17 protein-coding genes are annotated in these 16,209 nt (G+C 41.6%); 13 read left to right on the top strand and 4 right to left on the bottom strand.

Going from position 1 to position 16,209, the window contains the following annotated elements:
* Positions 1-3 precede the first annotated feature (3 nt).
* Positions 4-231 (bottom strand): hypothetical protein, encoded by a 228-nt coding sequence (locus AC58QM_RS20480; protein ID WP_497286704.1) that lies wholly within the window; start codon positions 229-231, stop codon positions 4-6.
* Positions 232-344: 113 nt separating this feature from the next.
* Between AC58QM_RS20480 and AC58QM_RS20475 the strand changes: the two genes are divergently transcribed.
* The 12 genes from AC58QM_RS20475 (at position 345) to AC58QM_RS20420 (ending at position 11,640) form a co-directional block, all read left to right on the top strand.
* Positions 345-950, top strand: a complete 606-nt coding sequence (locus AC58QM_RS20475; protein WP_497286703.1) for a TetR/AcrR family transcriptional regulator — start codon at positions 345-347, stop codon at positions 948-950.
* A 105-nt stretch (positions 951-1,055) separates the two neighbouring features.
* Complete coding sequence (locus AC58QM_RS20470; protein WP_497286702.1) at positions 1,056-1,361, top strand: hypothetical protein; 306 nt, start codon at positions 1,056-1,058, stop codon at positions 1,359-1,361.
* 13 nt (positions 1,362-1,374) lie between these two features.
* The gene (locus AC58QM_RS20465) at positions 1,375-1,833 is read left to right on the top strand and encodes a type II toxin-antitoxin system VapC family toxin (RefSeq protein ID WP_497286701.1); all 459 of its coding nucleotides are present in this window, start codon (positions 1,375-1,377) and stop codon (positions 1,831-1,833) included.
* Positions 1,834-2,027: 194 nt separating this feature from the next.
* Positions 2,028-2,660, top strand: a complete 633-nt coding sequence (locus AC58QM_RS20460; RefSeq protein ID WP_497286700.1) for a succinate dehydrogenase cytochrome b558 subunit — start codon at positions 2,028-2,030, stop codon at positions 2,658-2,660.
* Between the two features lie 165 nt (positions 2,661-2,825).
* Entirely contained in the window at positions 2,826-3,587 is a 762-nt protein-coding gene (locus tag AC58QM_RS20455; RefSeq protein WP_497286699.1) for an SDR family oxidoreductase, read from the top strand.
* A 170-nt stretch (positions 3,588-3,757) separates the two neighbouring features.
* Complete coding sequence (locus tag AC58QM_RS20450) at positions 3,758-5,209, top strand: spore germination protein (RefSeq protein ID WP_497286698.1); 1,452 nt, start codon at positions 3,758-3,760, stop codon at positions 5,207-5,209.
* Between the two features lie 24 nt (positions 5,210-5,233).
* The gene (locus AC58QM_RS20445) at positions 5,234-6,322 is read left to right on the top strand and encodes a GerAB/ArcD/ProY family transporter (protein WP_497286697.1); all 1,089 of its coding nucleotides are present in this window, start codon (positions 5,234-5,236) and stop codon (positions 6,320-6,322) included.
* Positions 6,319-7,395 carry a Ger(x)C family spore germination protein gene (locus AC58QM_RS20440; protein WP_497286696.1) on the top strand — a complete coding sequence of 359 codons (1,077 nt, stop codon included), beginning with the start codon at positions 6,319-6,321 and terminating at the stop codon, positions 7,393-7,395. The genes AC58QM_RS20445 and AC58QM_RS20440 overlap by 4 nt, the downstream gene beginning before the upstream one ends.
* A 158-nt stretch (positions 7,396-7,553) precedes the next feature.
* Entirely contained in the window at positions 7,554-8,618 is a 1,065-nt protein-coding gene (locus AC58QM_RS20435) for an ABC transporter permease subunit (protein WP_497286695.1), read from the top strand.
* A 2-nt stretch (positions 8,619-8,620) separates the two neighbouring features.
* A complete protein-coding gene (locus AC58QM_RS20430; RefSeq protein ID WP_497286694.1) occupies positions 8,621-9,577 on the top strand; it encodes an ABC transporter permease subunit in 957 nt (318 codons plus the stop codon).
* Between the two features lie 138 nt (positions 9,578-9,715).
* Positions 9,716-11,101: an FAD-dependent oxidoreductase gene (locus tag AC58QM_RS20425; protein WP_497286693.1), complete on the top strand. Its 1,386-nt coding sequence runs from the start codon at positions 9,716-9,718 to the stop codon at positions 11,099-11,101.
* Positions 11,102-11,292: 191 nt separating this feature from the next.
* Complete coding sequence (locus AC58QM_RS20420; RefSeq protein ID WP_497286692.1) at positions 11,293-11,640, top strand: VOC family protein; 348 nt, start codon at positions 11,293-11,295, stop codon at positions 11,638-11,640.
* 107 nt (positions 11,641-11,747) lie between these two features.
* Here the strand turns inward: AC58QM_RS20420 and AC58QM_RS20415 are convergent, their stop codons facing one another.
* Positions 11,748-12,935 carry an MFS transporter gene (locus tag AC58QM_RS20415; protein ID WP_497286691.1) on the bottom strand — a complete coding sequence of 396 codons (1,188 nt, stop codon included), beginning with the start codon at positions 12,933-12,935 and terminating at the stop codon, positions 11,748-11,750.
* A gap of 118 nt (positions 12,936-13,053) precedes the next feature.
* Here AC58QM_RS20415 and AC58QM_RS20410 point away from each other — a divergent pair, with 118 nt between their 5' ends.
* The gene (locus AC58QM_RS20410) at positions 13,054-13,941 is read left to right on the top strand and encodes a LysR family transcriptional regulator (RefSeq protein ID WP_497287097.1); all 888 of its coding nucleotides are present in this window, start codon (positions 13,054-13,056) and stop codon (positions 13,939-13,941) included.
* 82 nt (positions 13,942-14,023) lie between these two features.
* Here the strand turns inward: AC58QM_RS20410 and AC58QM_RS20405 are convergent, their stop codons facing one another.
* Both AC58QM_RS20405 and AC58QM_RS20400 read right to left on the bottom strand, forming a co-directional pair.
* Positions 14,024-15,124 carry a Ger(x)C family spore germination protein gene (locus tag AC58QM_RS20405; RefSeq protein ID WP_497286690.1) on the bottom strand — a complete coding sequence of 367 codons (1,101 nt, stop codon included), beginning with the start codon at positions 15,122-15,124 and terminating at the stop codon, positions 14,024-14,026.
* A complete protein-coding gene (locus AC58QM_RS20400) occupies positions 15,114-16,208 on the bottom strand; it encodes a hypothetical protein (protein WP_497286689.1) in 1,095 nt (364 codons plus the stop codon). Before AC58QM_RS20400 ends, AC58QM_RS20405 begins: the two co-directional genes overlap by 11 nt.
* Position 16,209 lies beyond the last annotated feature (1 nt).

Genomic DNA, 16,209 nt, shown 5'->3' with positions numbered 1-16,209 from the left:
CCATCACGTGATCGGAATGACCATTCCCAAGGCAAGTAGATAACTAGTCATTACCCATTGAATGGTTGACACAGTTGAATGAAATTCACGGACTAGTGTTTCGATGGCTACATTCGTAATCGTCGTGTCGAATAATGGGGCCAAGATGCCAATCATGAGAATGAGCATCATTTTTTTAGTGGCTTTTTGCTGTTCCGGAGTTGGCATCGCCGCTGGTTCTAGTTTTTGCAATATGATCACTCTCCTTATTCAAAATAAGAAACGCGTCGTATCTTAACGGTTTTTATGATATACTATCTACAGATAAAACTCAACATGTTTTTACTAGGAGGTTGTCTCCAGCCATGGACGCTATTCAAGATAAAAATAAAGATAAAGATTCGGTAAAATCAAGGCGTAGAGGCAAAGAATTGGAATCCGCGATCATGCGAGCAGTCCGCGAAGAGTTGAATGAACGGGGGTATTTTCAGTTTACGATGGAGGGGGTAGCAGAACGTTCGGGGACAAGCAAAGCCGTCTTATATCGGCGATGGACCAACAGAGCGGAGATCGTGTTAGCAGCCGTTCGTGAGCGCATTCCCTTACCGCTCGATGAAATACCTAATCATGGTAATTTAAGGGACGATGTATGCGACGCATTGCGATCGATGAATCGGAACGCCTCGGAGCTGCTTTCGAAGGCTATATTCGGGCTCGTCATGGAGATCGGGACGACTTCTATCGCTGAAGTCATGTTTCCTCAAGGCAGACAAAGCAGGTCGATGTCCATTATCGTTCAGCGCGCAATGGAAAGGGGAGAACTGCCAGATCGTTCTTTAACCGAACGCGAGATGAATTTGCCTATTGATCTGGCTCGCCATGAATTGATTCTTCATAACAAACCGATGTCCGAGGACACAATTGCGCAGATCGTAGATGAGGTGTTTTTACCGCTTGTGACGAGGAGATAATCCCACTTGCGCCCCGCGGTAGAGTAGGTCATACAAGAGTACCCCCTTATATCGACAAAAATAGACGAATCGTTTTAGAGGCTATGTTATAAGGAGTGACTCACATTGGCGAATAATTACAAACGCTTTATCCAGAATCAATATGAAAAAGCGATGTCCACTGCTTCTGAACTCATTTCTCCACGAAATGAAAAACAAGAAGATGAAGGCGCTATAGAACTGAATCCGCAATATGTTGTTGAACTGCAAGCAATCGCTGATATGCGGCATACGACCGTGCAAGCGGTCGTCAATGGGATCATTGTTCAGTACCTGGCAAACGCTACATATGGATCAACCCCCATCTCAGTGAATCAAAAGGAAGATAACCCTCTTCTATATTTGGATGGTCTTTGCAAACTAGAGGTTTAAGGAGTGCTGATATATGGATAACCACTTGAACATTCAGGATGCAATCTTTCTGGATGAAACAGCTTTAGCCGCTTTAATGAATCCTGAAGACCCGCACTATGCAAAAGCTCGTTCTCTTTTTTTAGATTTACATGATCTTGAACGTAATTATACGACGACTAATTCCATCATATTTAATCTTCACGAATGGCTTCGCAATGAATACGGCTACGAGCAGGCGGAATACTTTCTGAGTGCAATTGATAAATCAGTGAGTAAAGGCAAGCTAGTCGTGATTTCAAGCGGCCATGAATTCGAGGGTGAATCACGCAGACTGCTAATGGACAGGCCAGAACTGCGTTTCTCGCTCAGTGAAGCATTCACTGCTGTGACCATGTCCTATTACCAGGTAAAACGCATTTTTACATTCAATCCAAATTTCTTAATGCTTGTCAATTTAGATAAAGATTTTCGAATCATTCCTTCCAATTAATCGAACAAAGTTATCGATACTTTAAAGGCAAGAGGCTGTCATATGTAGAGAAATCTACATAATGACAGCCTCTTTTTGTTATGTCTAAAAAACGTTCATGCTCACTTTCATAGTAGGGGAATGTCACACATGTCACACATTGAAGCTGCCAATTGTCTTAGTAGTGTGAACAAGTCAACTTAGAGAGGTGGAAAATGAACGGGAATTCATATTACTGGCGCAAACTGCACTCGCTACTTGGGGTAATTCCTCTTGGTGGTTTTATTCTTGTGCATGTGTCGATCAATTTTCAAGCGTTTGAACGTGGACCAGATGGCTTTGCGAACTACGTGCATATCATCAACAGTCTGCCAATTAAGCCATTGCTGGAGATTTTCGGGATATACCTTCCGATATTGTTTCATGGCATTTATGGCCTTTATATGGCCTATCAATCCAAGTTGAACTCCGGACAATACACGTACGGTCGTAACTGGGCATTTACTTTGCAACGTATTACTGGTGTTCTCACATTTATTTTCGTATTTTGGCATTTTTTCAATACTCGGTTTCAAATTTACTTAGGGAACATTACGCATGAGGAACTTGGTTCGACGATGCATCAGATTTCTACGAATCCTATGTTCTTTATCATTTACGTCATCGGCGTATTGTCGGCTGTATTCCATTTCAGCAATGGTCTCTGGGCATTCTTCATAAGCTGGGGGATTACGATCTCACCACGCTCCCAAAAAATATCTTCTTATATATGTATGGGTGTTTTTGTGCTTATTTCATTGCTTTTCTTGTTTTCACTCTTTGCTTTTACAGGTGAGGAGTTTAAATAAAATGGATATCGGATATAAGCAAGGGAAAATATAAATCAATTGATGTCACACATTCAGATCGCCAATTGTCTTTATAGTGTTACACAAAGAGGTAAGTTAGCTGTTATGAATTATAAAAACATTTCATGCCATAATTGATGGCAATACAAACTAGGAGGAATTAACATGAAAATTGTAGTTATCGGTGGTAGTGGACTTATTGGGAAAAAACTTGTAAACAACCTTCGTCAGCTTGGTCACGATGTACTCGCGGCATCACCTTCGTTGGGTGTTAACACGATCACTGGTGAGGGGCTGGCAGAAGCGCTTAATGGCGCGCAGGTTGTCGTTGACGTATCAAATGCGCCTTCGTGGGAAGATCAAGCCGTATTGGATTTCTTCGTTACATCCAATACGAATCTGCTTGCTGCTGAAGCTACCGCAGGTGTAAGTCATCATGTTGCCTTATCGGTTGTAGGTACGGAACGACTTCTCCAAAGTGGCTACTTCCGTGCAAAAATGGCGCAAGAAGAGCTTATCCAGAAGTCCAAGGTTCCCTATACGATCGTACGCGCGACCCAATTCTTCGAATTCATCGGCGGCATTGCCGATGTAGCAACGCAAGGGGATACCGTACGATTGCCTTCCGCTCTTATGCAACCTATCGTTTCGGATGATGTTGCAGCAGCGCTAGTCGACTTCACACTTGCAGCGCCAGCGAATGGCATCGTCGATGTGGCTGGACCAGATCAGATTCGAATGGACGAGCTCGTTCGACAATTTTTTAACGCAACGAAAGACCCACGCCAGGTTGTCACGGACGCAAATGCGCCTTACTACGGCTCAGTTGCGGTGAACGATCAATCCCTCGTTCCAATTGATAACAAGGCAACCATTACTTCGACGCACTTTAAGGATTGGTTAGGCCGTTACGTAGCGCAAAAGTAAGTTACGAAGTTATAAATATGAGAACTAGAGGAGACCCGTACACACGGGCTCCTTTTTTGTGTTTTGCGCCAACAACAAAGATTGAGCAGTACAGGCTTAGAATCTGCATAATTATCCCTTTGAAGTGACACAATGAACTAGAAATTATTATTAGAAAAGAGTGATTAGAAGTGACTTCAGTCCCTCGGATATGGAAGGAGCTTAGTGATTCAGCGGATTTCGTAAGCTACGAACATAAATTAAACACGATTTCTTTGTTCATCGGATATTTTAAATCTCTTACGGAGCCAGAAGTCCTGCATTGGCATATCCTCAGTTGCTTGAGCAGCAGTTCAGACATTTCCTTCGAGGATTTGTATCAATTGATTCCTGTAGCGGAAAAAGAAATATCCTCCGATTGGGACAATATTCAAAATAAAATTTTTCGGGGTTATGTTGCTATTCGGTATGGCGTTCAAAGCCAACAATGTATTTTGGTCAATGCCGCAGCATTAATGGGTCGTAACGTATCGATACCTGAAACCGAATTCACCGTTGAGGGACCAAAAGAAGCTTTTGTTGAATCATTAGACGTTAATCTTAATTTGATTCGCAAGCGCGTTCCTTGTCCAGAATTACGTATCAAAGAACTCACGACAGGGAGTCTTTCCAAGTCGCGAGTTGCAATTGTTTACTTAGAGGGATTAACGAACGAACAATATTTACATACATGCATTCAGCGCATAGAGGATGTACAGTTCGATCAGATAACGGATACGACTTTGCTTCAACAAATGATCGAAGATAATTCTAACTCGATATTTCCACAGACGATCGGGACTGAAAGACCTGATTACGTAGCTTGGGCCGTATCATCGGGTCAAATCTGCGTTTTGAAGGATGGGTCCCCAACTGCTTTTTTTGCTCCGGTCAACCTGTGGCAATTTTTTATTACCTATGAAGATTATTATTTGCCATGGATTATTGCCTCCATACTACGGTTGATTCGCATGTTCTCCGTATTGTTTTCTGTCTTTGCCTCACCTTTATATGTTGCCGTTATCACGTATCATGGTCAGAGTATTTCAAGCGTCTTTTTGCCAACGATCATTTCATCGAGGATTAATGTACCTTTTCCTCCTATTATTGAAGTGCTCATTATGGAGCTTGTCATTGAATTGTTAAGAGAAGCTGGAGCCAGATTACCTACAAAAATCGGGCAAACCATCGGTATTGTTGGAGGCATTGTGCTTGGTACGGCCGCTGTAGAAGCCGCACTTACTAGCAACTTTTTATTGATCATTGTTGCGTTATCTGCTTTGGCATCTTTCACTACACCCATTTTTCGAATGAGCGCTACCATCCGTATTCTTCGGTTTCCATTTATTTTTGCTGCGCAATTATGGGGGTTATTGGGGATTTTTATCTGTATCCTAGCGATGGTTGCACATCTTTTGCGATTAACTTCTCTTGGGATGCCGTATTTGGTTCCGTTTTATCCTTTTCGCACTTCCGATTTATTTGATACGGTAATTCGTCCACCATACTCCAAGTTTCACCATAGATACAGCTTTTTAAGAACAAGAAAACCTGTAAGATTCAACCAAAAAGACGCAAACGCAAAAAAAGATATAGATGAATGAATCAGCTTTGGGAGTGATACCAAGATGAAATCAACCGAACAACGAAGATTTACAATCTCGCCATTTCTAGTATTTGTGTTGATTCATTCGATGCAGTTCGGACCCGAGTATCTGTCCATGTCAATTAAACCAATTCAATTGGCTGGTCAAGATACTTGGATCTCAGTCATCCTTTGCGGGTTGATTTTTCACATCGCTATTTGGATGATTTATCGCATTCTTAATCAGAATGAGACCGATCTTATCCATATTCATCAACGATTTTTCGGAAAATGGGTTGGTGGAGTTCTTAACTTTATCTTTATCATTTACTTTGTGCTCGTTGCCAGTTTCATATTACGGCTATTTATAGAAATTATACAAGTATGGCTATTTCCTGAGCTGGAGACATGGCCATTGGCATTGGTTTTACTCCTACTTGTCTATTATATTGTTGTGGGAGGTTTTCGAGTTATCGTAGGTATTTGTATGTTTAGTTTGGTCAGATACGTTACCATTTTGGCTTTGTTTTTTCCAGTAGCCTATTTTCATTTTAATAATTTAACACCTATTTTAGATCATTCGCTGAATGATATCATGACCGCGGGAAAGCATCTGACATTTCCATTTTTAGGTGTTGAGTCGCTATTTTTCTGCTACACCTTCATTGACACACCAAAAAAATCTCAAAAGTGGGCACATTTAGCGAATTTGGTTTCAACCGTGTCGTATCTTTTAATTATTCTGTTTTCCATACTCATGTTCAAACCTGAACAATTATCAAAGGAAATATGGCCGCAATTAACCAAATATAAATTTATTCATTTTCCTTTTATCGAACGATTTGAATATATTGGTGCAGCCGCACAGATCTTATGGGTCATTCCGATTCTATGCTTCTGTCTTTGGGCTTCAAGTCGAATGTGTAAAATGATGTTTCCGCTAAAACAAGTAACAGCCTTACCGATATTATTAATTCTAGTCTTTACAGCTGTATGTTTGATACCGGATCGTACGCATATTGAAGCTCTTCAAACCATGTTATCTGAGATCGGGTTTTACATGATCCTTGCGTATCTCCCATTGTTGTACATAGTCAACGTTGTCAGAATCAAAGTGAGAAAAACCGTATGAATAGATCATCATGCTTACTTTTGCTCATCTGTTTCCTATTTACGGGGTGCGTAAAGCAACAAATTTTAGAGAAAATTACGATAACTTTTGTCGGTTCCTTAGATGAAGCACCCAACGATCAAATCGAATTTACGATAGCCATGCCTAAGTTTCAAGCTGGTAAATCGACTTCAGTTACAAATATCCTGTATTCAAAGATTGGCCACACAACTAGAAATATCACAGAATTAATGGAGATGCAATTAAGCAGACCAATTAAACCAGGAAATCTTTCGGTGATACTGCTTGGCAAAGAGTTAGCGGAAAAAGGATTAGCAGATGAATTGGATGTATTTTTACGTGAGGCGGTTGCTTCTCGAAGAATGTATTTGGCTGTTGTCGATGGAAAAGCAAAGGATCTATTGAAAGCTAATTTTTGTTCAAATGAGGAAAAAGGAATGTTTTTATACCATTTAATCGATACGAATGTGAAGAGCGGGCTTGTTCCCAGACAAAATCTTCACGATTTCGAGTATGCTAATTTGGGACAAGGGATGGACCCCTTTTTGCCAATACTTAGCTTACAGAATAATCAGGTTATGATTACTGGATTAGCTTTGTTTAAAAATGACAAATATGTCATGTCACTGAACGAAAAGCAGATGCGAGTGATCAAACTACTCCTAGAAGATGCGAAGTACGGAATGCTTGAAGCACAGCTAGACAATGGATCTTATATAGCAGTGAGAAATGTTGGTTCAAAAGTGAAAAATCGGGTCAGTAAAGATTCGAATAATCCAACGGTAACGATAAATCTTACATTAAACGGTGAAATTCTTGATTCAAAGGGGATTTACTTAACCTTACAGGAGCAAGATCGAATAAAAGCGCTTTTCGAAAAAGATTTAACTACGACTGGCATGGATCTCATCGAAACGTTTAAAAAAGAGGGGATCGACCCGCTTGGATTAGGAGATTTCGTTAGAAGTAAAACGCGAAATTGGAACGAAGAGCAATGGAAACAACAATATCAAACGATGACCATTCCATTGATTGTTAAAGTGAATATTACGGAAATGGGAATCAGGAAATAAAGATTGAAAATCGGACAGCACTTTAGTGGATGATCATGAATTTTTATATCATGAAATCAGACGCGGGGGTGCTTTTTTATATCTCAAATTACCATGAAAAAAGTCACATATTGACGTTTCCAATTGTCTTATTTATGCCAGAAAGGAGAATGATCATATTGAAATTCATTATGAAATGGGGTTTTCTAAGCTTCATTACCATCACAGCTGTCATTCTGATGAGTAATATCAGCAAAGCTTTCATACTTGAGGCTCCTGACTTGTTAAGGATAAACCTTAGTTCTGAATCAACGAATGAAGAGGTCGTCTCTCAGCTTCCAGGAAGCAGGATTGTTGACGCGAAGCTACACATTATATCCGTACCTTACGGAAGAGTCGACGAATACGGAAAGTTGGCTAGTAAACTTCCAGGTGTATTCCTTCCGAGAAAAGTACAACTTGAGAAACCAGCATTTTCGTTTCACTACTATCTGTTTTCCCTTAAGGAACTCTTACTTAACTACTCGCATGGCGATTTAGGTCTAATCCGCACTGGAAATTATGACATTCCAGTAAAGAAAGTTTTAAAAGAAACGGTTTTCCGCACTTGTACTTATTTAATACCTGGTCTGATCGTTGGGGTCTTGTTCTCCACCTTATTATCACTGGTGGCTTCGATGTGGGGGACGATAGGGCGATTGTTGCATTCGGTACATGCGCTATTAAGTGGTTTGCCGGATTTTCTACTGATCATACTTATTCAGCTTGCGTCCATTTATTTAACTCGATTGACGGGAAGAAACATCATACTGGTAGCACATTACGGTAATCATATTCCGTTTACGATTCCTTTTCTTGCGATCGCTTTAATACCCGGGGTATTGATTTACGGAACGCTGCGGCTCGCAATCGAACGCGAGATGAAGCAGGATTATATCACAACAGCGTTGGCTAAGGGTTTGACCAAAAGGGAAGTACTTTTTCATCACGTTATTCGGAACATTATGTCGGACCTGTTGATGGTGATGCCAAAAGCGACGACTTTGGCTATCGCAAGCATGGCAGTTGCAGAAGCGATGTGCGATATTCTTGGTCTCGGCGGATATCTGGTCAGTCCCAGAGTCCAAAATATCAGCGCTACTCCAATCTTTTGTATCGTTCTTGTTATCATTGCAATTATTTTTCATGTTATATATGCATGGATCAGTAAGCTCTTTGTCGTAAAAATAGGGGAGGGAGCATAACCGTGCAAAAGAAATCATCGAAACTGTTTTATTTCGCTTGCGCGATGATCATATTCATCGTATTACTAGCGGCATTTGGCGGGATGGTTAAACCCCATGGACTTACAAACGCGGATAAAGTCTACTTAATTTCGAAAATAATCGATGGAAAAATGGTTTATGAAACGCCTCCTCTACATCCGAATACTACTTATCTTCTAGGAACCGACCACAGGGGATTGGATATATTGAGCCTGCTGCTGAACGGATTGAAATACACGTTGGCATATGCCGCTTTATTAACGGCATTAAGATTCATGTTCGCTGCGCCGCTAGGCCTCTGGTCTGGGACGACAGGGAGAGGAGGAGGCGTGCTGCGTACCATGCAGTGGGTCGTCTCAGCCGTGCCAGCATTTTTGTTCTTGTATCCACCACTGATTGGCTTGTACTTCAAACTTGGCTTGAACAATGTGGACAAAGCAAATCCACACAACTTGAAGCAATTTACGCTCATCTTTATCATTATGGTAACTGTCCTAGGCATCTTTCCTCTTGCATACCAGATTGCTGAAAGAGCCCGCTTCTACAATTCGAAACCATACGTCGAGGCATCGCAATTGATGGGCAGCTCGTCATTTCATAGGATCGTAAAGCACATTTTTTCAAACATGCGTATTGAATTGCTTTATATCGTCATAAGCGAATTTACCATCGTACTATTCCTAATGGGTCAATTGGCGATTTTCAATATCATCATCGGCGGTTCAGAAACATTAGAAATGGTAGATAAGTTAGTCCCTGGTGAAGTGCCCTATATGATTTATCTGACGACAACCGGCGAGTGGACCTCGTTGATCGCTTACGGAGCTAAGTACATCCAAGTCTATCCTTATCTCGTAATCGAAACGGGAATGGCTTTTACTCTCTTGATTCTGTCTCTGCAATTTTTCCTGTATCAATTCAAGAAGAGGACTCGATGAGGACGGCTGCCGCTCATCGCATGGCTTTTTCTGATTAAGAGTTAAACAAATATTAAACTATAACGTGCGTAATAGTTAACCTATACTTAGCGATAGAAAGAGAACTGAAAGCGTGAAAACGAAGGGAGTACTTATTCCATGCATACGTATTCATTTCATCGCAACATTCCTATCGCGGAGGAATACTATGATTTAGTTGTAGCAGGAGGCGGACCTGCCGGCGCGGCGGCTGCTATCAGTGCTGCAAGACAAGGTGCAAAGGTTCTTCTAGTCGAAGGCACCGGATGCTTAGGCGGAATGGGCACATCGGGCTTGGTAACGGCGTTCGATCCGATGGCAAACGGTGAGCGCATGCTGGTGGGCGGCTTTATGAAAGAAGTCGTTGAAACCTTGTATCGACGGAGCCTCTTACGTCCTGACATCGACCCGGACAGCTGGCGTAAAAATTATCACAAATGGACCGCATTTCAAGTCGAGGGCTATAAATTAGTCCTGGATGAATTTGCCGTAGATGCTGGCGTGGAGGTCCGCTTTTTTACAAAAGTTGTAGATGCAGAAGCGAATTCCGTAACTGGAATTGTGCAAGGAGTTGTTCTGCATAACATTGAAGGCTTTACTTATGTTCGTGCCAAAACCTTTATTGATAGTACCGGTGATGCCGTATTATCGGAATTGTGCGGTGCCGCTTGTGTGGAAGCAGGACGAGATACACCGGGCATTATGCCTGCGACGCTTGCTTCTCTGTTCTCTAACATTGACTGGGATCCAACGAAAGGGAGATCCTATGAAATTCAACAAGAGATGCTGCAAATTGCGCTTCGGGACGGACATTTCTCACAGCCGGATCGTCATTTGCCAGGGATGGCGAAGGTCAATCATACCGTTGGCTATTTGAACGGAGGGCATATTTTCAACCTAAATGCACTTCGCTGTAAAGATTTGACGGACGGCGTCATGCTGGGGCGTAGACTTGCAATCGAATACATGGACTTTTATAAAAAGTATGTTCCTGGCTTTGAGAATATGGAGCATGTTACGACCGCATCGCTTATCGGGATCAGGGAATCACGCCGTATCGTTGGTGAATATGAGCTGAATGTAAAAGATTATTTTGCTCGTCGCCAATTTCCGGACCAAATCGGACTCTTTAACAAGTCCATCGATATCCATCCCTATAACAACTCTGAAGAAGAATACAAACGGTATTATGATGAATTTGAAAAAGCAGGTCGCTTAAACCCTGGCGAATGCTTCGGTATTCCCTATGGCGTACTGGTGCCGAAGGGTTGGCGCAATCTATGGGTGGCTGGGCGATGTGTATCTAGTGATGTCCAGGTACATGGATCTATCCGAGTACAGCCCGCTTGTGCAATGATGGGGCAGGCCGCTGGAACTGCTGCAGTACAGACGATTCGTACAGGACAAGCGGCCTGTGAGTTGGATACAGAGCAATTAATTACAACTCTGAGAGAGCATGATGCCTATCTACCGCAAGAAACACTAAGCAAGCAAATGACGAGATAGATGTAGCAAATCATATCAGCTTAAAAGTCGCGTATGTGCGGCTTTTTTGTATTGCCTAGGGAAAACAGTTGATAGAATCGAAAAGGACTTTCAAGGGAAAATATGGAATATATAACAGGGCAATTTTTGATGAACTCGATCAAAGGACTTGTCCTTAGGTAAGATATTATTCATTACTTTGGAGGAATGTTATGAATCCGGTAAAAAATCAAATTGGCGGAGTTTTTATTCCAGTAAGTAATATTGAGAAAGCACGTGATTGGTATTGTGACATATTAGGCTTGCCAACGGACGGTGAGCTATTTTTTGGTCATATTTATGTACTTCAAATGGAAGGACCCAATATTGTTCTGGATAGCAAAATTTTCTCGCCAAAAAACGTATATCAAGTACCTGCATTTCAGTTTCGTACAGAAGATATTCAACAAGCTTACGCATTTATGCAAGCGAAGAATGTGCAATTAACAACTGGCATCGAGAATGGTCATTGGTTTAATTTTAGGGACCCTGATGGTAATCTTCTTATGGTATGCAAGTAACTTCATAGAGTAACAGGATTGACCGATGCATTATACGAAAATAAACCCACCTTAGCGTAATCACGCCAAGGGTGGGATTTCATCTGCAAAAATCACCGTTATTACACTCATCCCTTTCCAAGGGATGGACGTTTTGCTTGTGCACCAAGGTAACGTCGCGACAATAGGAAGGCATATGCTAGATATATGACAATGATAAATCCAAACAGCAGGACATAGCCACCGATCTGGTAGAATAGGCTCCCCACGATTGGGCTCACAGCCATTCCCATATAACGGAAAAAGTTATACGCGCCGACAGCAGTCGCACGGTTATGCGTGAAAGCACTGGTCAATAGAGTCGTTTGCACAGGGAGCGAAAACCCTAGCGATAACTCAAAACAGATAATTCCGATTAGCAGCAATGGTAAAGAAATCGAGTAAAATATGAGAAATAGTAGTACTGAAATGGCATTAAGATAAGTGGCTAGTACGAGAAGCTTTTCTCCTTCAAATCGTGCTTGTATTCTCCCGCCTAAGTAACTACCGACCACAATGCCAAGCGACATAGGTAGAAATACAAGTCCTTTTTGCTGGGCTGACAAGCCGTAACTATCGGTTAAAATGTTGGGCAGAAAAACAAGGAAATAGTAAAACACATAATATTGAATAAAGCCCAAGTAAATAATGGACGATCCAACCCGATTCTGAAGAATGGCTACAAAATCTCGTAGTTGAAATCGGCGGGCTTCGACATTGTCTGGCTTTGTTTCCTTCAAATAAAGGTAGTTGAAAACCAGCACAAGCATACCGGTAGCTGCAAGAGCGATGAACACAGAGTGAAAATTGAACAAACCGCTAAGGAATCCGCCGATGACCGGCCCGAGCACAGGGCCTAACGAAACCAACATTTGAAAGGTCCCCATCGCTTGGCCACGCTCTTTCCCTTCGAACAAATCACTAATGACGGTTACGGCTACGACTGATCCAGCAGCGATGCCGATTGCCTGCAGCGCTCGGAAGACCAGCAGTAACGCTATCGTATCAGAGTAAAAACAGCCCACCGAAGCGATAACATATAACACTATTCCGAAAAGCATGACTTTGCGGCGTCCCTTTAAGTCCGTAAGTGGACCATAGATTATCTGCATGATGGCAAGAAATAAGGTAAACACTGAAATTGTTAGGTTTACAACGAATGAGGTGGAGTGAAGCTCACTAGCAACCTCAGGTAATATTGGGGTATAAATGGTTTGCGTGAACGGCCCCAGAAACGCGGCAAAAGCAACAATGTAAAGAACCAATTTACGATTCAAGATGTTCAACCCTTTCTTATGAAATATTATTGTCATCTTACTTGAAATCAGTTATATATTCCAACGCATTGCATGCTATAATCTCATTGACTAGAAGGAATGAATGGGGTGTGCGAAATTGGAACTTCTTCAATTACAATATTTTCTCGCGGTAGCTCGTTCGGAGCATGTAACCGAAGCTGCCCGGGGGCTGCATGTTACACAATCATCATTAAGTAAAACCATTCAACGCCTGGAGGAAGATCTAGGTGTTTCGCTATTTGATCGAGTAGGTAGAAAGCTGCAATTGAATGAGTTCGGAAGAATATTTCTTCGCCGTGCAGAAAGGGCTTTGTTTGAATTGGAACAGGGGAGGCTGGAGCTTACCAATTTATCAAGTCCTGATCATGGCACACTTGAACTAGGGGTGACTAGCGCAAGCGTATTACACCACATTCTTCGGAAATTTCGGCAAAAGCGTCCACATATTCAATTTCATGTGCAAATGCTGACCACACAGGAGATGGTTGATCTGCTAGACAGAGGTGAGGTAGATTATTGTTTGTCCTCGCCGCCTGTGAAGCGGGATGACATCGAATGTCAAATCCTGTACATCGATCCCATCCTTGTCGCTGTTCCAGTAGGGCATCGACTGGCCGATCGAAGCAGTGTGTCGCTGATTGAGTTGAAGGATGAATGGTTAGTAGGGTTAAAAATTGGTTACGGTACGCGCGATTTAATGGACGCGGCATGCAAAACTGCTGGATTTACTCCACATTATGTGTACGAGGGGGATGAACCGGCAAGGCTGGTTAATCTGGTGGAAGCCGAAATTGGCATAGCCTTCATACCAAGCACGGCGAGGAATGAACTAGCGAAAATCAAATATCTCCAAATAGAGACACATGAAGTGGTGCGGAAAATCGCGTTGTTGTGGCACAAGAGTCGATACATATCACCTGCTGCTTTAGAATTTCGGGAGGTCGTTATCGAATATTTCGAGGACATGTCCAAAGCGACAGTTTAATTCCACGTTAAGTAAACAGAAAAGGCAGCCGACCAAGTGGATCGGTTGCCTTTTTTGAATATCTGCCATAAGCTCAATTTCGTTATCTTACCTCTCCAGTCGAATACAAATTTATTTTTACACTAGCTTTCAATTGGATGTCAGGATACATGTTAAGCCAATTTTGCCATTTTGTCTTGTTATTGAGATGAGTTGCCCTATACCTTAAACCGAATCCGAATGGATCGAGATTACTTTTCTTGATTTTTCCGAGTAAATCCAGGATTCTTTCGCTAATTATTTTTTCTTGCAACTGTTCGATTCTAATCAAATCAGTTGTGCTAATTGTTTTATCATTGCTTGTTTCTTGCAATACGCCACTTGCTTTTACATTATATATGATGAAAGGTGGATTCGAATCGGCGTGAATAGAGAACGTTCCGCTTTTAATATCTAGATTGGTTGTATAGAGTATGCCATCAGACTCCACACTAATGGACGCTGTCTGGATGCCTTTTGTGAGTATTTTAAAAGTCATTGATTGTTGTTCATTTAATTCCAATACTTGATGTTTCTTATCGAATAAGGCTGTACTCGATATTTTCAGATCCTCTGTATCGGCATCAATTACCGGCATATAAGGATCCTGACCATTAGCTGCAGTCCTGCGATAATAGTCTGATAATGTTTCAGGAACCAAAGAGTACGATTCTGCGGCAGCATCTGTAAAAACGGAGTTAAAAAACTCCCTGTTTCCTTTTTCAGTTTTTGGTTTCTTCTTTAATGCCTCTTTGGCGGTAGGCTTTGCGACTCCTGTCCAAGCAATTAATTGGATTTCCGGGTGCCTCACAATAAAATTAGTATAAGCATCCATGTTTTTCTTCGTTACTTTTTGACCGACAAGGATCACTTTTACAGTTCTAAAATCAATTTTCTTATTTATTTTGGATTTCATTTTACTTATCGCTTCCGATATCGATCGTGCTTCTTCTTCCATGGTAATAAAATTACTATCGCTCTTCTTAGGATCACTAGAAGGAACTGCGATCTTAAGCGAGATCATGAAGTGATCCGAATCTATTTCTCCAGCGTCAATCCCCATTGCGATTACGAACGCTCTCTTGTCAATGTCTTTGGACCTGCATCCCATCAGGAGCAGCGGAAAACAAAGGAGAAGTGCAACAGCTGCACAATTAACTTTCATATGTTGTATGTGCCTTTCTTTTAGCGCAATACATAAGTAAAATAACAAACAGTACATCTGAAACAAGATGAATCCAAGTAAAGGAACGGAATGCTGACTGAAAGACAGGAGTCATCAACCATTTTTGCAGAACAATAGGGATAAGTGAAATAAAAGCAATAATTAACCATTCCGTTCTTAGTGAAACCTTAAGCGTGTTTCTAAGCATCACTATCGCAGAATGCCAAAGAAGAATGTTTCCAACAACCAGAACCGAGGTAATCATAACGAGAAAAAAATAAATAACCCGCTCGGTTATGAATGCTTCAACGCGAATTGAATCTACCGCTGAGAATCCGGACATCGAATACTTCATCGCCGCGTCTACTCCTGATGCTCCTATTACTAGCAATTGTCTGCTCAAAAGCATAAACAAACCGAACGCCGCGATAAAGACCGCTGCCTTGATTTTCTTGACTTCTTGTACGATTTCTTTGTTAAAAGCTGCCATTGTCGAAAACCCAGCGAATACGATAGCGGATAACGAAATCGTCGTAAAGGTTGGCTTGGACGGCGCATAGGTTAACGCAAGCAAAATGTCTTGCCATGAAAAAAATTCATACGTACTGAACATCCAGATCACTGCAATCTCAATACCCACGCACAATAGAAAAATGATTTCACAAAGGAACAATATGGACTTGGAATCTAATCTTGATAGAACTGCTGCAACAACAGCATGAGCAACCCAGATGGTACTGCGATGAAAGTTCGGTAGAAAATAAAACTTATAGGCCATCACGGATTGCCCCTGCATGAACCATCCCATTGCGATCCAAACTAGTAAAAAAACCAATAAAAATAGAACACGCAAAAATGGTGGTATTCTGCTTTCTCGCATAATTTCCGCCAAATTTTTACCTGGAAATTTACCTAACGATTTTAGCAACGAATAACAAAGGATAAGTGCCACTATCGTAGCCGTTATCATTCCCGCTATGGCTCCTTTATAGCTATAATAAGGAAGGAAATTGGCCGTAAATACATCAGCACCACTCAAGATCAAAATAAACATGACATAGTACATATATCGTTTTTCAAGCAAG

Source organism: Paenibacillus sp. J22P165 (genome assembly GCF_059692015.1).
This window is presented reverse-complemented; position numbering and strand designations above follow the sequence as displayed.